Annotated in this window: 25 protein-coding genes and 3 pseudogenes; 14 read left to right on the plus strand and 14 right to left on the minus strand. The window is 42.3% G+C overall.

Translation table 11 applies throughout. The features are described 5' to 3' along the window. Positions 1-15 precede the first annotated feature (15 nt). Positions 16-348 (minus strand): hypothetical protein, encoded by a 333-nt coding sequence (locus K6984_RS13235; RefSeq protein ID WP_221895949.1) that lies wholly within the window; start codon positions 346-348, stop codon positions 16-18. Positions 349-510: 162 nt separating this feature from the next. Between K6984_RS13235 and K6984_RS13240 the strand changes: the two are divergent. Beyond that, a pseudogene (locus K6984_RS13240) lies at positions 511-976 on the plus strand (class I SAM-dependent methyltransferase); the annotation flags it as partial. A 403-nt stretch (positions 977-1379) separates the two neighbouring features. On the opposite strand, the pseudogene K6984_RS13245 reads toward K6984_RS13240, so the two are convergent. Continuing rightward, positions 1380-2012, minus strand: a pseudogene (locus K6984_RS13245) (adenylate/guanylate cyclase domain-containing protein); the annotation flags it as partial. Between the two features lie 338 nt (positions 2013-2350). On the opposite strand from K6984_RS13245, the gene K6984_RS13250 reads away from it, so the two are divergent. After that, positions 2351-3538: a transposase gene (locus K6984_RS13250; RefSeq protein ID WP_221895951.1), complete on the plus strand. Its 1188-nt coding sequence runs from the start codon at positions 2351-2353 to the stop codon at positions 3536-3538. A 127-nt stretch (positions 3539-3665) separates the two neighbouring features. Here the strand turns inward: K6984_RS13250 and K6984_RS13255 are convergent, their stop codons facing one another. Genes K6984_RS13255 through K6984_RS13260 form a run of 3 tightly spaced genes read right to left on the minus strand, consistent with a single transcriptional unit; the run spans position 3666 to position 4573 of the window. Then, positions 3666-4214, minus strand: coding sequence for an MlaE family ABC transporter permease (locus K6984_RS13255; protein ID WP_221895952.1), 549 nt, complete (start codon positions 4212-4214; stop codon positions 3666-3668). 4 nt (positions 4215-4218) lie between these two features. Beyond that, positions 4219-4353 (minus strand): hypothetical protein, encoded by a 135-nt coding sequence (locus tag K6984_RS33460; protein WP_263458743.1) that lies wholly within the window; start codon positions 4351-4353, stop codon positions 4219-4221. A gap of 19 nt (positions 4354-4372) precedes the next feature. Continuing rightward, positions 4373-4573: a hypothetical protein gene (locus K6984_RS13260; RefSeq protein ID WP_221895953.1), complete on the minus strand. Its 201-nt coding sequence runs from the start codon at positions 4571-4573 to the stop codon at positions 4373-4375. A gap of 12 nt (positions 4574-4585) precedes the next feature. Between K6984_RS13260 and K6984_RS13265 the strand changes: the two genes are divergently transcribed. Beyond that, positions 4586-4738, plus strand: a complete 153-nt coding sequence (locus K6984_RS13265; RefSeq protein ID WP_221895954.1) for a hypothetical protein — start codon at positions 4586-4588, stop codon at positions 4736-4738. Here K6984_RS13265 and zapD read toward each other — a convergent pair. From zapD to K6984_RS13285, 4 genes are all read right to left on the minus strand, one after another. Continuing rightward, the gene (gene zapD / locus K6984_RS13270; protein WP_221895955.1) at positions 4728-5537 is read right to left on the minus strand and encodes a cell division protein ZapD; all 810 of its coding nucleotides are present in this window, start codon (positions 5535-5537) and stop codon (positions 4728-4730) included. The two genes, K6984_RS13265 and zapD, sit on opposite strands and share 11 nt — an antisense overlap. Beyond that, on the minus strand, positions 5534-6127 hold the full coding sequence (coaE, locus tag K6984_RS13275) for a dephospho-CoA kinase (RefSeq protein ID WP_221895956.1): 594 nt from the start codon (positions 6125-6127) through the stop codon (positions 5534-5536). The genes zapD and coaE overlap by 4 nt, the downstream gene beginning before the upstream one ends. Positions 6128-6132: 5 nt before the next feature. Next, a complete protein-coding gene (locus K6984_RS13280) occupies positions 6133-7008 on the minus strand; it encodes a prepilin peptidase (protein ID WP_221895957.1) in 876 nt (291 codons plus the stop codon). A 379-nt stretch (positions 7009-7387) separates the two neighbouring features. Next, entirely contained in the window at positions 7388-7561 is a 174-nt protein-coding gene (locus K6984_RS13285) for a hypothetical protein (protein ID WP_221895958.1), read from the minus strand. Between the two features lie 12 nt (positions 7562-7573). On the opposite strand from K6984_RS13285, the gene K6984_RS13290 reads away from it, so the two are divergent. From K6984_RS13290 to K6984_RS35590, 4 genes are all read left to right on the plus strand, one after another. Next, complete coding sequence (locus K6984_RS13290) at positions 7574-7720, plus strand: hypothetical protein (protein ID WP_221895959.1); 147 nt, start codon at positions 7574-7576, stop codon at positions 7718-7720. A 189-nt stretch (positions 7721-7909) separates the two neighbouring features. Beyond that, positions 7910-8458, plus strand: a complete 549-nt coding sequence (locus K6984_RS13295) for an RHS repeat domain-containing protein (protein ID WP_221895960.1) — start codon at positions 7910-7912, stop codon at positions 8456-8458. Between the two features lie 374 nt (positions 8459-8832). Beyond that, positions 8833-9012 (plus strand): hypothetical protein, encoded by a 180-nt coding sequence (locus K6984_RS13300; RefSeq protein WP_221895961.1) that lies wholly within the window; start codon positions 8833-8835, stop codon positions 9010-9012. A gap of 593 nt (positions 9013-9605) precedes the next feature. After that, on the plus strand, positions 9606-10352 hold the full coding sequence (locus K6984_RS35590) for an RHS repeat domain-containing protein (RefSeq protein ID WP_221895962.1): 747 nt from the start codon (positions 9606-9608) through the stop codon (positions 10350-10352). A gap of 54 nt (positions 10353-10406) precedes the next feature. Here the strand turns inward: K6984_RS35590 and K6984_RS13310 are convergent. The 3 genes and pseudogenes from K6984_RS13310 to K6984_RS13320 form a co-directional block, all read right to left on the minus strand. After that, positions 10407-12292: pseudogene (locus K6984_RS13310) on the minus strand (IS1634 family transposase). Continuing rightward, a complete protein-coding gene (locus K6984_RS36195) occupies positions 12223-12504 on the minus strand; it encodes a hypothetical protein (RefSeq protein ID WP_420831641.1) in 282 nt (93 codons plus the stop codon). Before K6984_RS36195 ends, K6984_RS13310 begins: the two are co-directional and overlap by 70 nt. 207 nt (positions 12505-12711) lie before the next feature. After that, positions 12712-12942 carry a hypothetical protein gene (locus K6984_RS13320; RefSeq protein ID WP_221895965.1) on the minus strand — a complete coding sequence of 77 codons (231 nt, stop codon included), beginning with the start codon at positions 12940-12942 and terminating at the stop codon, positions 12712-12714. Positions 12943-12954: 12 nt separating this feature from the next. On the opposite strand from K6984_RS13320, the gene K6984_RS33470 reads away from it, so the two are divergent. The 3 genes from K6984_RS33470 to K6984_RS13330 all read left to right on the plus strand — a co-directional run bounded on the left by K6984_RS33470 (position 12955) and on the right by K6984_RS13330 (position 15996). Continuing rightward, a complete protein-coding gene (locus K6984_RS33470; RefSeq protein WP_263458744.1) occupies positions 12955-13086 on the plus strand; it encodes a hypothetical protein in 132 nt (43 codons plus the stop codon). A gap of 342 nt (positions 13087-13428) precedes the next feature. After that, positions 13429-14178, plus strand: a complete 750-nt coding sequence (pssA, locus tag K6984_RS13325; RefSeq protein WP_221895966.1) for a CDP-diacylglycerol--serine O-phosphatidyltransferase — start codon at positions 13429-13431, stop codon at positions 14176-14178. 282 nt (positions 14179-14460) lie between these two features. Then, positions 14461-15996 (plus strand): 2-isopropylmalate synthase, encoded by a 1536-nt coding sequence (locus tag K6984_RS13330; protein ID WP_221895967.1) that lies wholly within the window; start codon positions 14461-14463, stop codon positions 15994-15996. A gap of 196 nt (positions 15997-16192) precedes the next feature. Here K6984_RS13330 and K6984_RS13335 read toward each other — a convergent pair whose 3' ends face one another. Beyond that, complete coding sequence (locus K6984_RS13335) at positions 16193-16528, minus strand: hypothetical protein (protein ID WP_221895968.1); 336 nt, start codon at positions 16526-16528, stop codon at positions 16193-16195. 92 nt (positions 16529-16620) lie between these two features. Between K6984_RS13335 and K6984_RS13340 the strand changes: the two genes are divergently transcribed. The 3 genes from K6984_RS13340 to rimI all read left to right on the plus strand — a co-directional run bounded on the left by K6984_RS13340 (position 16621) and on the right by rimI (position 19137). Then, on the plus strand, positions 16621-17781 hold the full coding sequence (locus K6984_RS13340; RefSeq protein WP_263458745.1) for a transposase: 1161 nt from the start codon (positions 16621-16623) through the stop codon (positions 17779-17781). Between the two features lie 167 nt (positions 17782-17948). Then, positions 17949-18611 (plus strand): uracil-DNA glycosylase, encoded by a 663-nt coding sequence (locus K6984_RS13345; protein WP_221895970.1) that lies wholly within the window; start codon positions 17949-17951, stop codon positions 18609-18611. Continuing rightward, a complete protein-coding gene (gene rimI / locus K6984_RS13350) occupies positions 18562-19137 on the plus strand; it encodes a ribosomal protein S18-alanine N-acetyltransferase (protein ID WP_338024507.1) in 576 nt (191 codons plus the stop codon). Before K6984_RS13345 ends, rimI begins: the two co-directional genes overlap by 50 nt. Positions 19138-19332: 195 nt before the next feature. Here rimI and K6984_RS33475 read toward each other — a convergent pair whose 3' ends face one another. Beyond that, positions 19333-19458 (minus strand): hypothetical protein, encoded by a 126-nt coding sequence (locus K6984_RS33475; protein ID WP_263458746.1) that lies wholly within the window; start codon positions 19456-19458, stop codon positions 19333-19335. Positions 19459-20233: 775 nt separating this feature from the next. Between K6984_RS33475 and K6984_RS13355 the strand changes: the two genes are divergently transcribed. Further along, positions 20234-21316: transposase (locus K6984_RS13355; protein ID WP_221895971.1), on the plus strand; the 1083-nt coding region annotated here is incomplete at its 3' end.

A 21316-nucleotide genomic window follows, 5' to 3' on the forward strand; every position in this document is an offset into this window, starting at 1 on the left:
GCGTAGGTGAACGAATTACGGCGACAGGAGTCCCGGAATTTCGTGAGGTAGCATGGCGCGCCTGTTTTTGTGTCGTTCTTGGGCAAAATCTTCTGCTTGTTTATGCCTGTAGCCTCTTTGACCTGTATTGCGTTTAATCTCGCGTGAAATATTGCTTTGGCTTTGTTCTAAGGCTTCTGCTATTTTATTCTGTGAAGTTCCCTTTTTTAATTCAATCGCTGTCAGCCCCGGACGGGCTGATAGTCTCCAGAAGGCGCAGGGAAATTTGCCAATCCGAAGTGCGCGATAGCGCGCGAGGGAGGCTAAAATTTTATCCCGAATAGCCGTAGAGCCATTTGTGGTAGCCATGACTGAGCTGCTTTGTGCTCAGTCTGTGGCGGACGCAGGGCGGCTGGAGCATCTCCTATTCGCTGCGTAGGTGAACGAATTACGGCGACAGGAGTCCCGGAATTTCGTGAGGTAGCATGGCGCGCCTGTTTAGCGCCATTTACACCAGGAATGGCTTTGGATATTTTAGATTTTGGCTGTGGTCCCGGGCGGGATATTAAATATTTTCAATCATTAGGGCATCGACCTGTTGGTTTGGACGGATGCCAGTGATTCTGTAGGATGGCTAGTTTTTATACAGGTTGCGAGGTTCTGCAGCAAAGTTTTCTTCAGCTGGCATTGCCACAACAAGTTTTTGACGGGATCTTTGCCAATGCTTCATTGTTTCATGTGCCTAGTCAGGAATTACCACGCGTGCTCACTGAATTACATGCGACTTTAAGAGCAGACGGGATTTTTTTTATCTAATCCACGAGGTAGTCAGGAAGGCTGGAATGGACAAAGGTATGGTCATTATATGCAATTCCAGGAAAGCCAAAGGTATCTTAATGATGCTGGCTTTGACATTCTGGATTATTATTATCGTCCACCAGGAAAACCTATTTCAGAGCAACCCTGGCTAGTCATCGTTAGTCGTAAAGTAGTATAAAGTACGACTACTGAATACTAATAATTAAGTTGAGGGTGTAGGGGAGGGTTAGTCTTGCTCGGGTGGCTTGTCTGCAATCCCGGTGAAGCCCTGAATTTGTTGAATCGTGCGATGTAAGGAGTCAATCACACGGAGTTTATCTATGCGCTTTAAATCTACATGCATGGAAAAGCCCTCATGTTCATCGATCCACTTGTTTTCCATAGCATTTCTCGTAGCAGTATCAGGATTAACACCGATAGCCTAATACTCGATGTTCAAGTTTTTTAACTGATTGATTTTATTGACAATTTTACTGACAAAGAAAGCATCAACATCATTGTAAATCAATCACTTATAAAACAAAGCCGTAAAAATTTACTTTTCTTAGCCCAGTTATAGCTGAAAACTTGAACATCGAGTAATAGGTTTTTACTGGATGGGCAATGCCCTTTACGGCAATTTCACTCAGACTTTCGCAATTAATCGCGTCTTTTACTAAGGCATAAGTTTCATGTGAAATCAGGATCTGGTCGGTTCCTGCACTGGATTCAAGCAGGCTTGCAAGGTTAACCTGACCTCCAACGATGGTGTAATCCAGGCGGTTTTCACTGCCAAAATTTTCTACTGTACAGTAGCCTGTGTTAATCCCTATTCTGATATGTAATGGATCTGAGATACCCTGATTTACCCACTTTTCGCGTAGGAATTTTAAGTGCTCGCGCATTTCAATTGCCATCATTACGCAGGCTATCGCATCTTGTTGTTCGCCACGGCTTTTAGGGTCGCCAAAGAAAATCATTATTGCATCACCGATAAATTTATCTAATGTGCCACCAAAGCGCGCTGCAATTTCAGCCATTTCTTTTAAATAGCTATTCAGCAAGGTCGCTAGTGCTTCGGCTTCCATGGAATCGGTAATCTCGGTAAAGCCTTTAATATCAGAAAAGAATACGGTTATTTTTTTTCTTTGTGTTTCCAGATTGACTTCTTTCTCACCGGTAAAGATGGAGTTATATATTTCCGGGGACAGGTATTTGGCTAGTTTTTTCATCAGTGTTCCCATTGAAAGAAGAAGCACCTAAACAAAGCAGCCTATAACCTACCTGAAGGTAGCACCACTCGAATATTTCCATCTTTTTGATTTTAATCACTTATAACAGCAAATAGACACTCTGTAGGCACCGTAAAAAAACAACAAATAATTTCAAATAAAGCTTGCAATTGCCGAAAGAATTTTTCTAAAAATTTCCGTTTTAATCACCTCATAAACGGATATCACCCATGCTTAAAGACCTACCACTCTCTGAACATATTCACCAACACTGCAATGAAAGTATGGAACGTGCCCTGTTAGCAGAGCGTCATCCTTTGTAGGCTCGTTCATGCCCAGAGTTGAAGGATATCGACTTTATTCGCCTTGGGTTATTACGCTGTATCAGTGTAGTCGATAGTGGTCGCCATTTCCTCCAAACCAATGAACAGATTTATGGCCCGCTGCTTCCCCACTCAACGTATTTTAAATCACTGAAGTCGCATAGACGAACAAGTATGCTTGAGGTATTTGAACAGCAGAGCTATCATCTTCACTCTGAAACACTGCTATCGCAAGGCATTGATTATCTTAAAGCATTCCCGGAACTTGACGAATACACCATAGAAGCAGCGGATGGACATTTTATTGATCATGCCTGCCATACTGGAAAAAACAGCAAGGGGAAAGTTTATGCGGCCGGGGGGATTTACGCGTTGAATCTCAGAAGTGGGTTGCTCAGATTTCTTTGTCTGGTGACAAACGGAACTCAGAGGCATCAAGAAATACCTGTGTTACGAGATCATATTGAAAAGCAAAACAAGGGAAATAACAGCTCTCAGAAACATCTCTATGTCTACGATAAAGCCGTCACCGACTTTGTCTGGTGGGATCGGCAGAAACGACATGCTAATTACATGATTTCAATGCTAAAAGAAAATTCAATTGCGACTCTGGTTGAGTCTATCCCTTTTGACTCCCGCCATGAGATCAATACAGGGGTTGAAGCATACAGTGTGTACGAAAACAAGGGCATCAAATTTAACGTGGTGGATTACCGTGATCCAGAAACCGGAAAACTTCACCGGTTTGTGACAACCTTGCCAATGACTATTAACCCTGGAACCATTGCCATGCTGTATTTCAAGCGATGGACGATTGAAAAGACATTCAATAACACTAAAAGTAATTTCAAGGAAACTAAAGCTTGGTCTTCCAATACCCGCTCACTTGAAAATCAAATGCGCCTGACTGCAATGAGCTATAATTTAATGCGCGTGTTTGAAGAGATTTCAAAAACACAACAACCAGAATTGATTCATCCATCGGATAAAAAATATAGCGAGGCTCTGGAGATAAGGCAGCAACAGGCTCAAAAACGAGATCGTTTTGTGAATCCATTATTTTTCCAGGCAAAAATATCTCGTATCAGCTCGTATACCATTCGGGCAGTTCAAAACGCAATAATAACAGGAATGTCTTTACAGTGCTTTATGAGCTCTCTTGTGGCGAGGTTAGTTTCACGGCCTCAATTGATAGGGGAACACTGATGATGTTTATAGCAAACCCCTACTTAATTCCCCTTAGGCAATAGCATTTGAAACGAATGAAAAGACTATTTTTTTCATATAGTTGTAGCATAGTTTCAATTTTACCATAAATAATTATTGGGAAACTTCAGTTATAGATAAAAGCGCTAAAAAATACACCGCATAAAATCAGGATGATAGAGAAATACAGCGCCAGTGTGACTTGACTAATCACCATGCAAATTATTCTGGGGACTACGAAATAATCATCTACATCAATGCCTAGGTATTCTAATGGCGCTATTTCACCGCGTATCTTGGTATTCCCCAAGTCAACTGCAATGGCTGAACACGAACGTCCAACCAGGATAATTCCGGTAATCACTGGACCAAGTTCGCTAACCACTAATCGGGCGAGTATAGCAGTCAAATCACTAGCTCCGGTAAGAGCCTGCATGATGTAGATTAGCTGGGAAGTGACGCCAATTCCGGCTAAAACGGCAAGAAATGATATCATGGCAATTGCATCTACACCGGTAAAAATGAGTTGCCCCAGTAAGCTGGAGTAGACTGCCCGGTTAAATATGTTTCGATGCGCCTGCCAGACACTGAGAGATTGAATTAAAAAGTAGGCGAAATCAATGATGTAAAGGAGAGAATCTATACAATGCCGTCCTATCCATCCGAAGAAATTCATTTGCTTACACTAAAAAATACAGTAGCCAGGCGCGCCATGCTACCTCACGAAATTCCGGGACTCCTGTCGCCATAATTCGTTCACCTACGCAGCGGATGGGAGATGCCCTGAACGCCCTGCGTCCGCAACGACTACGCACAAAAGCAGCTTCGTCATTACTACCTCACTGGCTGGACGTCTATTCGGAATGCAATTCTTGCTCCTCTCGCGTGCTGCCAGCACACGTCCGCTGTCAGCCCCGGACGGGCTGATAGTCTCCAGAAGGCGCAGGGAAATTTGCCAATCCGAAGTGCGCGATAGCGCGCGAGGGAGGCCAAAATTTTATCCCGAATAGCCGTAGAGCCATTTGTGGTAGCCATGACTGAGCTGCTTTGTGCTCAGTCTGTGGCGGACGCAGGGCGGCTGGAGCATCTCCTATTCGCTGCGTAGGTGAACGAATTACGGCGACAGGAGTCCCGGAATTTCGTGAGGTAGCATGGCGCGCCTGGAATCAGCGAATTGCCCTGTCGCCTATCAGGGGCTAAAAATCACCACTTCGCTAAGCTCCGTTTCCATGATTTTCAGCGTGAGCAGGAAGTCAACATCAGTCTCTGCCTGCTTAGGTCTGATATTACTTGTTGAGGGCTGCATGAAGCGAGTAGTAAAACGGTGTTTACCACCGCTTATTTCGACAAAATAAGGGGTGTCCCTTAATAATTTGATGATCACTATCTGGTAGGGTTGGGTCTGCTCCAGAGTAGCCTGATAAAAGCCCTTGTGGGCTGTTTCTCTTGTGGTGCTACCGCTACGGCGAATGAAATTTAGAATCAGGTCGACTGCAGTGCGAATCGGAGAAAACAGACTGATCCACATGTCTAAGTCTTCATTCTGTCGTTCTTTTTCCTGTTCCAGCCAGTAGTGATAAGAAGGTAGGTCAAATGAACAAGTGCCGCCTGGTATGCTGCTTCGCTGGCTAATGGTTTGAAATAGATCACTTTTCAAGCTGGAAATATCAATTTTTCCATTGGTCGCATAGAGGATTTTGCTGGTTGAATTTAAATCATCCAAAATTTTACGCAATCTTTTAGTATCAATACCTTCGTGATTGGATAGTTGATTGAGCCGGTTTGAATGACGTTCGAGTTCTTTAAGTGTTTCTGCTTTTAAGTCGTGGCGACTAAAAACTTGTAAAATATCCACCAGTGTACTAACCGCAGCACGTTTATCCCATATATTGGAGCCGGCAAGGAAGTGGTCTAGCTGTAGAAAAAGCTGTTCCAGGCGTATGAATACACGCATGCGTTCATTAAGTGGAAATTCGTAGCTAATGTATTCAGTATTCACTGTGCTTGAGTAAGAAATTGCTTATGTAAGAGGTCAACTTGATGACGTAGATTGCTTAATCCCTGGGTGTTATTAATCACACTATCGGCTTGTGCCAGGCGCTCTGTTCTGTCCAGCTGACTACTAATAATAGCAGTAATCTTCGCATCACTGAGTTGGTTGCGTAATTTTACTCTATTAATCTGCATTTCCATAGGGCAGTCAATGACTAAAATATGATCCACCAGTGCCTGCATGCCTGTCTCTATTAATAGTGGAATTGAAACAATGGCATAAGGGCTATTCAGATGACTTAACTGCTGGTTGATTTGCGCATACACTAATGGATGCATAATACTTTCTAGTAGCAGCTTCTTATCCGGCTCACGAAAAATGCAATCACGTAACTGATTTCTGTTTAAGCAGCCATCAGGCGTAATATAGTCTGTTCCGAAAGCCAGTTTAATCTGCTGTAGCGCTTTTTGACCCGGTGCAACAAGTTGATGTGCAATTTCATCGGCATCGATGACGGCAATGGCTTGCTGCTTAAAAAATTCCGAAACCGTGGATTTTCCACTACCTATTCCCCCCGTAAGCCCTACTTTATACATTGCGACTAAAGTAAGCCGGTGCTTGTTAAATACAGCGTATTGATTTCATCGCCCCATAATAAAGCGATCCAGCCAGCAATAGCGAGATAAGGTCCAAATGGGATAGGTACGTTTTTATCCCGTTGTACAAAAATAATCATTGCAGTACCGATAATGGCTCCTACTAAAGACGATAGCAGGATAATCAATGGCAGGTACTGCCAGCCTAACCATGCACCCAATAAGGCGAGTAATTTGAAGTCACCGTAACCCATGCCTTCTTTTCCTGTCAGCAGCTTGAATAATTGATAGATAGTCCACAGAAACAGGTATCCGGCAATTGCGCCAATAATACTGGAAACAGGATCGGTGAAAATATTAAACAGGCTTAAAAATAAGCCCAGCCATAATATCGGCAAGACAATATTGTCAGGTAATAACTGATGGTCAAAATCAATGCCACTCAGCGCAATCAACGTCCAGGTAAGGAGCAGGGCGTATAAGGTTTCAATTTGACCGCCTAGCTGGTAGGCAACAACAATGGATAGGATGCTCGATAATGCCTCAACTAAAGGGTAACGCATCGAGATGTGGGTCTGGCAGTTAGCACATTTGCCTTTTAGCCAAAGATAGCTGAACACGGGGATATTTTGCATCGCAGTTATTTTGGCATTACAAATAGGACAGTGTGAACCCGGCAGGGCCAGATTAAACGTATTGTCCGATGGATCGGTTATTGCTAATTCAAGGAACTCCTGGCATTCCTGCTTCCAGCCGCGTTGCAACATAATAGGCAGGCGGTAAATAACGACATTGAGAAAGCTACCTACCATTAAGCCGATGACGCCAACGAGAGTGCAAAGTAATACAGGTGAATTCAAGATAATAGTATAGGACGACATATTGCTCTAAAAATAAGAAATGCGTTAGTACAGCACCATGTTTGATGAATAGGATGTTGTTTAAGCTACTGATTCAAAATATAACTCAGTTATACTTCGCACGGTCACGACTGTGGATTTCTAGCGGCTGAGTTTTTGCCAATAGCTACGTTGCTGAAACCGTTACGTAGCCAGCTATGCGCTAGTTTCAGCGCCTTGCTCTCGACAAAAATCAGCTCACTATATTTTCCGCATCTGTAACCGCGCGAAGTATATCTATTAACCCGTCCGACAGACAGGGTGATGTACTAGCAGGGATTTACATGCTGGGTACAAGGGAACGGGGGTCTTTGGCCCCGTCTGTACATTGTGGGGTTAAAGACCCCGTTTCCGGTTTTAGTTATAGGTTTAACCTATTAACCAAAGTAAAAATCGTTTCATACGCTGTCAGCCCCGGACGGGCTGATAGTCTCCAGAAGGCGCAGGGAAATTTGCCAATCCGAAGTGCGCGATAGCGCGCGAGGGAGGCTAAAATTTTATCCCGAATAGCCGTAGAGCCATTTGTGGTAGCCATGACTGAGCTGCTTTGTGCTCAGTCTGTGGCGGACGCAGGGCGGCTGGAGCATCTCCTATTCGCTGCGTAGGTGAACGAATTACGGCGACAGGAGTCCCGGAATTTCGTGAGGTAGCATGGCGCGCCTGTTTTTATATCTCATGTAGCTGGTTGAAATAATGTTAGTTTACAGGGTTCATTTGTTTTTCTCATGAATAATCGTTACATAGGGGCTGTTTTTTCCAGTAAACCAACATGAAGAATTAAAGAATGAAACGTTTTCTAGTTAGGTGCTTTAACGCTTATTAGTCATATAAAATGAAACGATAATAATTAATATCTTCATTATAGACTACAAATCGCCTTTGTGTGAGCGGAAGACGCGTAACATATGAATATAATGCAGCAAGAAGATTAAAAAAGATCACAGATAATGAAGGAAGCAGTTTTAATTATCAGTTTGATAGTATGGGTAATCCTATTCTTGCGGAAAGCAGAGATAAAAATAATGCTTTAACTCAAACACTCTCAAACCAATACAATCAACTGGGACAATTGACTCAATCCTTAGGCGGTGAAGGTCAGATCGATGCGTTAACGTATGATAATAACGGAAATGTTAGACAATCAAACGATGCCTATAACCAGGTTAATAAAACGCTTTATGATGCTTTAAACCGAGTGAAAGAACAGATTGATCCAAACAATAATCCTTCTAATTTTGCGTATGATAGCGCCGGTAATTTATCGGAAGTCATCGACCAGAAAGGTAACTTAACACAGTATCAATATAACGGATTTAATGAAGTCGTTGAAATAAACAGTCCGGATACCGGTGTTGAAACCTTTATCTATGATTTAAACGGTAACCTGATCAGTCATACTGACGCAAGAAATATTACCACAACTTTTCGTTAAGACGGATTGAACAGATTAATCCAAAAATCTACACAGAATACTCAGGTTACCTATACCTACCCCATCTTCGTCACTATTGATGATGTAGTTGTTATAAATCAATTGGTTGAAATTTTAAAAAGTAGCCAGTTGGCACTACAGATTTTGTGTTTTTGTATAAAACGTTGGATTTTTTAGAGTATTTTTGTCGCATGTAAATTACACTCAAATAATGATGATTTTTTTGACAAAAGTCAATGAATTTATCGACAAAAATAATATAAATGGCACTACAAAACTTTCAAAAAAAACACCATTGATTTTAAAGAGAATTTTTCGACAAAAAATCGCTTAAACCGATGAATCAATGGCTTAGAAAGATGAAAGTGACGAAGATGGGCTACGATGTCAATATCAACGGCGTTTTATCTCAGATTACTGATCATAACAGCACCGTCAATTACGGTTATGATTTAGAAAAAAGATTGATTTTAACGGAAAGAAATATGGAAGGTAAAACCTCTTCAATCGCCTATAACTATGATATCGATGGCAATATAAACGAGATCACTTAGCCCAGCGGAAACATTATTCGTTACGGCAGAGGATTAAGCGGAAGAGTGGATAGTGTTAAACTAAATAATAACAGTTTAATTGATGATATTTTATGGAAACCATCAGGTAATATTCAGTCTTTATCCTATGCTAACGGATTCAATTACGAAGCCGGTTTTGACTTCAGGGGAAGATTAATCACTGCAGACGGGGTTAATTCGCTGGGTTATGAATATGATAAAACCAATAATATAAAAGTCATTGATGATGAACTCGCGTATCAAAAATCGTATTCTTATCCCATCTTCGTCACTTTCATCTTTCTAAGCCATTGATTCATCGGTTTAAGCGATTTTTTGTCGAAAAATTCTCTTTAAAATCAATGGTGTTTTTTTTGAAAGTTTTGTAGTGCCATTTATATTATTTTTGTCGATAAATTCATTGACTTTTGTCAAAAAAATCATCATTATTTGAGTGTAATTTACATGCGACAAAAATACTCTAAAAAATCCAACGTTTTATACAAAAACACAAAATCTGTAGTGCCAACTGGCTACTTTTTAAAATTTCAACAAATTGATTTATAACAACTACATCATCAATAGTGACGAAGATGGGTTATGATGTTTTAAATCGACTTGTTGATGAAAACAGTCTGTTTTCGTATGAATACGATGAAATAGGCAATAGATTATTAAAAGATAATACTGATTATCTCTACACTCCTGATAACCAGTTAACATCAGTTGATAAAAATGATTTTAGTTATGATGAAGCAGGTAATACGACTGCCGAAGGAAAGCATGGTTATCAATACAATGATCAAGGGATATTAAGCGATTATTCTTGGTCCAAAAAAGTTAAAGCATCTTATATTTACAATGGTTTTGGACAAAGAATTGAAAAGATCATAGGTAATAAATCAATCACTTTTGATTACGACCCGAATGGTCAGCTGATCAGTGAAGAAATTTATATTCATTCAGTTAAAAAAGAAAGTAGAGAAATTATTTGGTTAGCAAATAGACCGATTGCTCAAGTCGTCACTAAATTTAGCAAGAAGAAATCGAAATCGGAAATCTTCTATATTCATGTTGACCATCTGAATACGCCAAGGTTAATGACAGATGACAATCAAACGATTGTCTGGAAATGGGAAAGCGATGCATTTGGTCTGGGAAAACCAGATCAGGATCCGGATGGTGATGGAAACGATACAATCATTAACCTACGCTTTCCAGGTCAGTATTATGATAAAGAAAGTGAGCTCCATTACAACTACTTTAGATATTACAATCCCAGAATAGGGCGTTATATCACCTCAGATCCAATAGGAATTAAGGGTGGAATGAATACTTAGCCTATCTTCGTGACATATACAGTCAATTTCCCATTATTTCAATGAGTTAAATTTTCAATCGGCCCCAGTTGGCACTGCAGGTTTCATATCAACGATCGTTTTAACTTTTCCAATCGGGTCGGGGTTAATATTCAACGCAGTGTATATTTGTTTTTGTCTGGTTTCTGCTTTGCTTGTGGTTCGCAGGTGAATGATTGTATCGTTATCCGTGGGTAAAGTAATGGTCATGCGTTGCTGGGTCGACATCCTGTTGCGAATGCTTTCCCAGCTTAGATGGATGTCCTGCAATCTAAGTTGATAACGCAGTACATGTACCAGGTGGTAAGCTAATAATGTGATGAATAGGTGTCCGGTAACCCGCTCTTCTTTTTTGTGATAGACAGGGCGCAAGCCTAGCTCGGTTTTCAGGCTTCTAAAGGTCGCTTCAATCTCAGTCAGCATGGTATAGGTTAGCCATAACTGTTCTTCCGACCAGTCAGGGATATTCGTTCTTAGGCAGTAAACACCACAGTGCTTATCTTTTTGGTCACTTTCAGGTTTACGTTGCCATTCTATACCGATGGCTTTGTTTTTTTTGTCATCCGCGATAACGTTAATGGTGTAATCTGCAGCAACACGGCTATGTTTTTCACGTAGTCGTCCGATACGTTCCAGTATTTTGTCGTATTTTTTAAGGGTGCCTTTTTTGCTCAGACCTGTGTGCAGTTTTTCCAGGGCCTCTTCCAGACGAGCATGGAAGCGATTACGGATACCTTGTTCTTTTTTTGCTTTTTGTTCTGAATGACAATAGAGTCGGGTTTCCCCGGTTTCTTGATCAACTTCACGATAAACAACAACATTGCTGTCCCGGGTATCCCTGACCGCTACCGGAGTTTTCTGATCTCTTGGGTTTTTTACATGTTGTTCTCGACTGACAACGAGATAATGATAATCTTGTTCGATTAACCAGACAATATTGTCAGCGCTGGCAATGCCGGCATCCATGATAACCACCGGCTTTATTTGATGAAAGGGATCCTTGTCTCGCAGTTCGTCAAGCATCAGTTTCAAGGTCGCGGGCTCACTGGCGTTGCCGGGAAAAACCTGACTACTCAATGGAAAGCCGTCACCATCCAGAACCATCCCCAGAGTAACCAACGGGCAATCAGTGCGTTTCTCTTTAGAGCGACCGAATTTCGCTTTCGGGTTTCGGGCGCACTGGCCTTCAAAATAAGTATTGGTCAGATCGTACAATACAATCTTGCGGTTTAAATTGAACAACGTCTGCTCTCGGTCAGCCAGAAAATATTCAAGAGTTGCCTGATGTTTGAGTAGCTTGTCACTGACTGTATATAATCGCGTCAGGCTGGTGTTACCGTAGTCATGACCCAGTAATTCGCCCAGGCCTGTTCGATTTTGCAACCAGTCATGTGTTTGCAGTTCACTGCTGGGTGAAACCATACGTCCTATGATAGTGCCCAGGGCCGTCGCCGTATCTACTTTATTAAAGCCCAGCGCCATGAGTTTCTCGTCTAGCTGTAACTGCTGTGCGGGGCATGCAGTGCCAGGGTTTCAACACCAATACTACGGGCATTAATGGCTTCGACATGATTAATATCGACATGATGAAAATCTCGCGTTGTTGTTTTTGAATCTAGCGGTTGTGACAGTTTTGCAGTCATCAGTGAGCTATAGCGCTGGGCTGTTGCTTCCAGAAGTTGATTTAAATCATCGGCTAAATTGAATAGCTCTTCCTGATGTGGTTCCAAACCTTGCTGTAATTGTTCGATTCTGGCCGTCAGCAAGGGCCAGTACTTTTTATCAATCGTAACGTCCGCACCTATATTGAGCAATGTACGTTGCTTGACTTGTTTTCCTATACGCACAGATTCTACAATGCGGTAAGTGAAATAAGCTGAGCCGTCTTCAAGGCTTTTTGTTTTGGTTCTTCGAATATACATACGCTGAAAATCATGGAAACGGAGCTTAGCGAAGTGGTGATTTTTAGTCCCTGATAGGCGACAGGGCAATTCGCTGATTCGACGTGTGCTAGCAGCACGCGAGAGGAGCAAGAATTGCATTCCGAATAGCCGTCCAGCCAGTGAGGTAGTAATGACGAAGCGGCTTTTGTGCGTAGTCGTTGCGGACGCAGGGCGTTCAGGGCATCTCCCATCCGCTGCGTAGGTGAACGAATTATGGCGACAGGAGTCCCGGAATTTCGTGAGGTAGCATGGCGCGCCTGATAAAGTGGTTTCGGAAAAATGATCTTGAAGCGGGAGTAAAATATCGCGTAAAATGAACATGAATGAAGGTCGTTTTATTTGTATAATCAATGTGTTATAAACTTTTATTATACAGTAAAACTAGGCCTCATTCACGATTAACCTGTTGTTTTTAAAAAGAATTCAAGGCTTTTAGTCAACGGAATGTCATTAATATTGGTAATATCTAATATATCAGAAAAATAAGCATTAGCTGACGCTGTCAGCCCCGGACGGGCTGATAGTCTCCAGAAGGCGCAGGAAAATTTGCCAATCCGAAGTGCGCGATAGCGCGCGAGGGAGGCTAAAATTTTATCCCGAATAGCCGTAGAGCCATTTGTGGTAGCCATGACTGAGCTGCTTTGTGCTCAGTCTGTGGCGGACGCAGGGCGGCTGGAGCATCTCCTATTCGCTGCGTAGGTGAACGAATTACGGCGACAGGAGTCCCGGAATTTCGTGAGGTAGCATGGCGCGCCTGTATTCTTATGCTTTAAAAACCAGGAAACTTCAGATAAATATCTGCTTACGCTGGGTATGGTTTTCGTTTTAGCTCTGCAGTAAATGCTATACAATAGTATTATATCTGAAGTTTCCCAATAATTATTTATGGTAAAATTGAAACTATGCTACAACTATATGAAAAAATAGTCTTTTCATTCGTTTCAAATGCTATTGCCTAAGGGGAATTAAGTAGGGGTTTGCTATAAACATGGTAAAACCACCTAAAATAAACCTCGATACACCAGCATTGTGTATTTCAGCTACTCAATAATTGGGAAACTTCAGTATTATATTACTTTTAGTTTTAACCTACCGTTTTAAAAAAAACCTTAGTCATGACTGAACTGGATCAGAAAAGCGCAAAAAAACGTAATCGTGGTATTTATTTATTACCCAACCTATTTACTACAGGCGCTCTGTTCTCAGGGTTTTACGCAATAGCATCGGCAATTTCAGGGCGCTATGAAACAGCGGCAATTTTAATTTTTGTGTCTCTGATTTTAGATGGCTTAGACGGACGTGTTGCGCGCATGACTAACACCCAGAGTGATTTTGGTGCTGAATACGATAGTATGGCGGATATGGTTTCTTTTGGTGTGGCGCCTGCTATCGTCATGTATTTATGGTCGTTGTCTTCGTTAGGCCAGGCTGGTTTAATTGGCGCCTTTGTGCATTTAGCCGGTGGCGCATTACGCCTGGCACGGTTTAATACCCAGCTGGCTACCCAGGATAAACGCTATTTTCAGGGTTTGCCTAGTCCGGCGGCAGCCGCAATTTTAGCGGGTCTGGTCTGGATTAGTGAAAAGTATGATTATGGTGTCGATAGCTGGCCGTGGTTAGTGTTAATCGTGACAGTAGCTACTGGTTTATTAATGGTCAGCAATTTTCGTTATTATAGTTTTAAGGATATTAATTTACGCGGAAAAGTGCCTTTCGTAGTGGTAATTGGCGTGATGTTAGGGTTTGCCATTACCTTATCCAACCCTGCGACGATTTTATTTATATTTTTCTTTGGTTATGCCTTGTCAGGACCTATTATGACTATGTTATTATTACGTCGTAAGCGTCATGAACGCTTGAACTAAAATGAACAAAAAAGAAAAGCAACACACGATTATGATCAGCAAACACCAGGCAATACCTTTTTATCACTCCGCTAGCTGCCTGGGTCGCCATCTGCCCTGCCGGGCATCTCTCTAATATCCCCTAAAAATACATCTCGATACGGATCCAGCGCGATAAACGTACTCTGCTCAGGCATGCACGAGCAGGGAATACCTAAATAATAAGCTAGGCGCGCTACTCATATTTAAGAATCCGCATCATACTAATTGTTGGCTAAGCAGCCACCATGAATGGAATTTCCCATGAAAGATAAATTAATAATATTTGATACGACTTTGCGTGATGGTGAGCAAAGTCCTGGTGCGTCAATGACGCGTGATGAAAAAGTAAGAATTGCCCGCGCTTTGGAAAGACTAAAAGTCGATGTCATTGAAGCCGGATTTCCAGCGGCAAGTGATGGCGACTTCGCGGCTGTGCAGGCAGTGGCCGAGGCGGTTAAAGAAAGTACTATCTGTGGTTTAGCGAGAGCACTAGATCGGGATATAGATCGTGCAGGGGAAGCCTTAAAGCATGCTGAGAGTTCGCGTATCCATACCTTTATTGCGACATCGCCGATTCATATGCAAATGAAGTTGAAAATGTCGCCTGAACAGGTAATCGAGCATGCAGTAAAAGCAGTTAAGCGCGCACGACAATATACCGATAATGTTGAATTTTCTCCCGAAGATGCCGGTCGTTCAGAAGAAGATTTTTTATGTCGTATCCTGGAAGCGGTGATTGATGCCGGTGCGACTACCTTAAATATCCCCGATACCGTGGGCTATAGCATCCCAGCAGATTTTGGCGCGATGATTGCTAATTTAAGACAGCGCATTCCGAATGCAGATAAAGCGATTTTTTCGGTGCATTGTCATAATGACTTAGGATTGGCAGTGGCAAATTCCTTGTCCGCTGTGATGAATGGTGCAAGACAGGTTGAATGTACCATCAATGGATTAGGCGAGCGGGCAGGTAATGCCGCGTTAGAAGAAATCGTTATGGCCATTAAAACCCGCCATGATGTATTTGCCTGTGATACGCGTTTGGATACCCGGGAAATTGTTACCTGCTCAAAATTAATTTCCAGTATTACCGGTTTTCCGGTACAGCCTAATAAAGCCATCGTCGGCGCGAATGCGTTTGCGCATGAGTCAGGTGTTCATCAGGATGGCGTTTTAAAGCACCGTGAAACCTACGAAATTATGCGTGCTGAAGATGTCGGTTGGTCGGCTAGTCGTATGGTCTTAGGTAAGCACTCAGGGCGTAATGCGTTTAAAAGTCGCATGACTGAATTGGGCTTTGAGTTTAATAGCGAGTCGGAACTCAACGATGCTTTTATGCGCTTTAAGCAGTTAGCGGATAAAAAGCATGAGATTTTTGATGAAGACTTGCAGGCCTTGATTACCGAGGTCAATACCGGTAATCAAGAAGAGCATTATAAATTAATCGCCTTAAAAGTCTGTTCTGAAACGGGGGAAACGCCGAGTGCAACAGTGACAGTTAAAATAGGCGAGCAGGAATTCAGGGCTGGTTCGGAAGGCAGTGGTGCAGTGGATGCCAGCTTAAAGGCGATTGACTCTATTGTTAATTCAGCAACTTCTTTAGAGCTTTATTCGGTTAACAGTATCTCTAATGGCACTGATGCCCAGGGTGAAGTGACCGTTCGTTTGGAAAAAGGCGGCCGGGTTGTCAATGGCTTAGGAGCGGATACAGATATTGTTATTGCCTCGGCTAAAGCGTATATCAATGCTTTGAATAAGCTAGAAGATAAAGGTGAAAAGAAACACCCGCAGGTGTAGTTGATTATCTTTTGCTATAACTCGATGTTCAAGTTTTTGATATTGAGAAGGTAAAATCAGGTATTCTGAGGTTGTTGTAATTTTATCGGTGTAATCCCATGTTAATGAATGCCCCAGCCACCTTTATCCAAAGCTATATTGACGATTTAAATGATGCGCTCAATCAGCTAAAACCCGGAGCCGCTTTGATACGGATTCAAGCCGCTTGGTTGGGCACTTGTTTAACGTGCATACTGCTAATGAACTCTGTTTGCTGGGCTAAGTTTGAGCGAGCAAGCCTTGGAGATTGCAAAGTAGCCGCATTATCCTGGGTGTTTCGTACGCTGAAAATCATGGAAACGGAGCTTAGCGAAGTGGTGATTTTTAGTCCCTGATAGGCGACAGGGCAATTCGCTGATTCGACGTGTGCTAGCAGCACGCGAGAGGAGCAAGAATTGCATTCCGAATAGCCGTCCAGCCAGTGAGGTAGTAATGACGAAGCGGCTTTTGTGCGTAGTCGTTGCGGACGCAGGGCGTTCAGGGCATCTCCCATCCGCTGCGTAGGTGAACGAATTATGGCGACAGGAGTCCCGGAATTTCGTGAGGTAGCATGGCGCGCCTGAAGCAAGTATACCCTGGGACTGGTTGCTACGGGTGAGTGTGGTCTTAATTTTAAAACGTTATGGCATTACTGAAGGTGTGTTGGCCTTTGATGAATCAGACCGAGCACGATCTAAGTCTACAAAACGTATTTATAAGGTTTACAAGCAGAAACACAAAGGCTCCGGCGGGTATGTTAATGGACAAACGATAGTATTATTGCTGCTAGTTACCTCATCCATTACAGTGCCTGTCGGTTTTTTCTTTTATATGCCGGATCCAGCCTTAAAGCATTGGGATAAAGAAGATAAACGGTTGAAAAAGAGCGGTATAGCAAAAAAAGATCGGCCTATTAAGCCTGAACGTGACAGTGCCTACCCGACCAAAACAGAGATTGCATTAGGCTTATTAAAAGAGTTTAAAGTTGCGCATAGCCTGATTAAAATTAAAGGCGTACTGGCTGATGCGCTGTATGGTGAAAAAGCCTTTATGGACGAAGCCGCTAAAGAATCTGGAGGCTCGCAGGTGATTAGCCAATTACGTAAAAACCAAAATATTGAATATAGAGGTAGAATAAGGTCAGTCGAGAGCTACTTTAATTCGATTAACAAAGGCATTGATCAGATAATACGTGTACGTGGCGGCAAAGAGATTAAAGTGACTGTCAGCAGTGCACGATTAAAGGTGAGTTCACACAGTAAAAAACGCTTTGTCATTGCCTTAAAATATGACGGTGAAAACGACTATCGCTATTTAGTGGCGACAGACCTGACTTGGCGCACACAAGATATTATTCAAGCCTATACGTTGAGATGGATGATTGAGGTTTTCTTTGAGGACTGGAAGCTTTATGAAGGATGGGGGCGTGAGGCCAAACAATTAGATGAAGAGGGATCAAGCCGTGGCCTGATTCTGAGTCTTTTGTTTGACCATTGCCTTCTCCTTCACCCAGAGCAAATAGCCCGCATTGAAAGCAAACTACCTGCGTATACCGTAGGAAGCTTACAGCGCAAGTCTCAAATGGATGTACTGCTTGAGTTCATCACGTCATTGCTAGAGTTTCCAGATCCTGGTGATAAGCTGAAAGAGTTAGGTGAATTAATAAAGGATGTGTTTCAACTGATGCCATCAGGAAAACATATGATTGGCAGAGATTTAGGGCGCTTAGGGCCAACAGCATCATTAAAGTATTGTTCTGCTGGGTGAAGGTAAGAGTTTGATGGCAATGGGATGGAAAAACTTGAACATCGAGTATAAACAATAAAACTGAACGTAGGGCGTGGCTTTATCCTGCTAATATTTGAACCGTCTAATAACGGGGATCTAAAATCACGCCCTACGGTTTTCTTTGCGCAGAACTGCTAAGGTCGGTTATGGATAATGCAACACGATTACAGTATTTAACAGCCTTGGGAATTGATGTCTGGGTACCCAGAGTCGATGCGCCAGTTGATGATGACTGGGGAAGTCTGAACGCTGAAATGCTTGCCTGTCAGCAATGTGATTTATGTCAGTCACGCCAGCAGGTGGTTGTCGGTGTAGGTAATCAACAAGCAGATTATCTATGGATAACTGAAGCACCCAGCATGGAAGATGATCGGCAAGGGCAGCCATTTGTAGATGCTTCAGCTGAACTATTCAGCGAAATGTTACGTGCAATGCAGCTTAGTAGGGAGCAGGTTTTTATTACTAATATTGTCAAATGCCGCCTACCTGAAGATCGTGACCCAAAACAACTAGAATTAGTCGCGTGTGCAGACTTTTTGCAACGTCAAATTGCCTTGATTCAACCTAAAGTATTAATTGCTGTCGGGCGCATAGCGGCACACAAATTATTGCAAAGTAAAGCTCCGCTAGCTGAATTAAGGGGCGTCGAACATCAGTTTTCTGGTATCCCGCTAATTGCCATCTATCACCCTGCCTATTTGTTACGTGTTCTAACAGAAAAACCGAAAGCGTGGCATGATATGCAGATAGCCTTAACTCTTGTCAATAAAACAAAAAATAATGATAAAACAAGTATTGAACCAGCTTAAGAGCTTAGTTAGCTATGATGCTGACCGGGAGTTTTATGCCAAAGTATTCCCCGAATCTCTGGATCAGGTAGACTTGATGCGCTTTCGTAAAATGAGCAAAGCTGATTTACCAAGAATACTGGAGATAGAAGGGCAGGGATATAATTATCCGTGGAAAGAGCCGATATTTCATGACTGCTTAAATGCCGCGCATTATGATTGCTGGGTGTGTGAGGATACTGATCGCCAGATCAGCGCATTTTGCATAGTTTCCACAGCCGTGGGTGAAGCGACTGTGCTAAATCTGTGTATAGATCCGGTAGTACGTAAGCAAGGGCTGGGGCGTAAATTTATGCAGCATGTGATTGATGTTGCGCGGGCAAGAAATGCAGAGAGTGTTTTCCTGGAAGTGCGCCCCTCGAATAAGGCCGGTATCGCTCTGTATGAAAGCATGGGTTTTAATGAAGTGGGTGTCAGGCCGGGGTATTACAAAGCCGAGAATGGTGAGCGCGAAGATGCCATTATGATGGCTTATACGATATGTTAACTCCTTGTAAAATAAAAAGGTCTGATGCTTAGTTTTAAGCAGTTATGTGTTTTATTTCTTATTATCGAAGGTCTAATATATTTATTATTTCGTGGGACAGAGGCTTTCGCTTAAAATCAGGGAAACGGAGCCTAAGCGGAGTGATGATTTTTAGTCCCTGGTAGGCGACAGGGCAATTCGCTGATCCGAAGTGCGCTAGTAGCGCGCGAGGGAGGCAAGAATTGCATTCCGAATAGCCGTCCAGCCATTTGAGGTAGTCTTAACTGAGCAGGGTTTTGCGCGTAGTTGAGACGGACGCAGGGCGACCAGTGCATCTCCCATTCGCTGCGTAGGCGAATGAATGTTGGTGACAGGAGTCCCAGAATGTTGTGAGGTAGCATGGCGCGCCTGATTTCCGTTAATTCTGTCAGTGTTACTGGTCTACTTTGCGTTGTTTTATTTTTCGGTGAATCTCATCAGTGTTCCCATTGAAAGAAGAAGTACCTAAACAAAGCAGCCTATAACCTACCTGAAGGTAGCACCACTCGAATATTTCCATCTTTTTGATTTTAATCACTTATAACAGCAAATAGATACTCTGTAGGCACCGTAAAAAAACAACAAATAATTTCAAATAAAGCTTGCAATTGCCGAAAAAATTCTTCTAAAAATTTCCGTTTTAATCACCTCATAAACGGATATCACCCATGCTTAAAGACCTACCACTCTCTGAACATATTCACCAACACTGCAATGAAAGTATGGAACGTGCCCTGTTACCCCATCTTCGTCACTATTGATGATGTAGTTGTTATAAATCAATTGGTTGAAATTTTAAAAAGTAGCCAGTTGGCACTACAGATTTTGTGTTTTTGTATAAAACGTTGGATTTTTTAGAGTATTTTTGTCGCATGTAAATTACACTCAAATAATGATGATTTTTTTGACAAAAGTCAATGAATTTATCGACAAAAATAATATAAATGGCACTACAAAACTTTCAAAAAAAACACCATTGATTTTAAAGAGAATTTTTCGACAAAAAATCGCTTAAACCGATGAATCAATGGCTTAGAAAGATGAAAGTGACGAAGATGGGTTAGCAGAGCGTCATCCTTTGTGGTCTCGTTCATGCCCAGAGTTGAAGGATATCGACTTTATTCGCCTTGGGTTATTACGCTGTATCAGTGTAGTCGATAGTGGTCGCCATTTCCTCCAAACCAATGAACAGATTTATGGCCAGCTGCTTCCCCACTCAACGTATTTTAAATCACTGAAGTCGCATAGACGAACAAGTATGCTTGAGGCATTTGAACAGCAGAGCTATCATCTTCACGCTGAAACACTGCTATCGCAAGGCATTGATTATCTTAAAGAATTCCCGGAACTTGACGAGTACACCATAGAAGCAGCGGATGGACATTTTATTGATCATGCCTGCCATACTGAAAAAAACAGCAAGGGGAAAGTTTATGCGGCCGGGGGGATTTACGCGTTGAATCTCAGAAGTGGGTTGCTCAGATTTCTTTGTCTGTTTACAAACGGAACTCAGAGACATCAAGAAATACCTGTGTTACGAGATCATATTGAAAAGCAAAACAAGGGAAATAACAGCTCTCAGAAACATCTCTATGTCTACGATAAAGCCGTCACCGACTTTGTCTGGTGGGATCGGCAGAAACGACATGCTAATTACATGATTTCAATGCTAAAAGAAAATTCAATTGCGACTCTGGTTGAGTCTATCCCTTTTGACTCCCGCCATGAGATCAATACAGGGGTTGAAGCATACAGTGTGTACGAAAACAAGGGCATCAAATTTAACGTGGTGGATTACCGTGATCCAGAAACCGGAAAACTTCACCGGTTTGTGACAACCTTGCCAATGACTATTAACCCTGGAACCATTGCCATGCTGTATTTCAAGCGATGGACGATTGAAAAGACATTCAATAACACTAAAAGTAATTTCAAGGAAACTAAAGCTTGGTCTTCCAATACCCGCTCACTTGAAGATCAAATGCGTCTGACTGCAATGAGCTATAATTTAATGCGCGTGTTTGAAGAGATTTCAAAAACACAACAGCCAGAATTGATTCATCCATCGGATAAAAAATATAGCGAGGCTCTGGAGATAAGGCAGCAACAGGCTCAAAAACGAGATCGTTTTGTGAATCCATTATTTTCCACTCGATGTTCA

It is taken from the genome of Bathymodiolus japonicus methanotrophic gill symbiont, assembly GCF_019721995.1.
Classification (GTDB): domain Bacteria; phylum Pseudomonadota; class Gammaproteobacteria; order Methylococcales; family Methylomonadaceae; genus Methyloprofundus.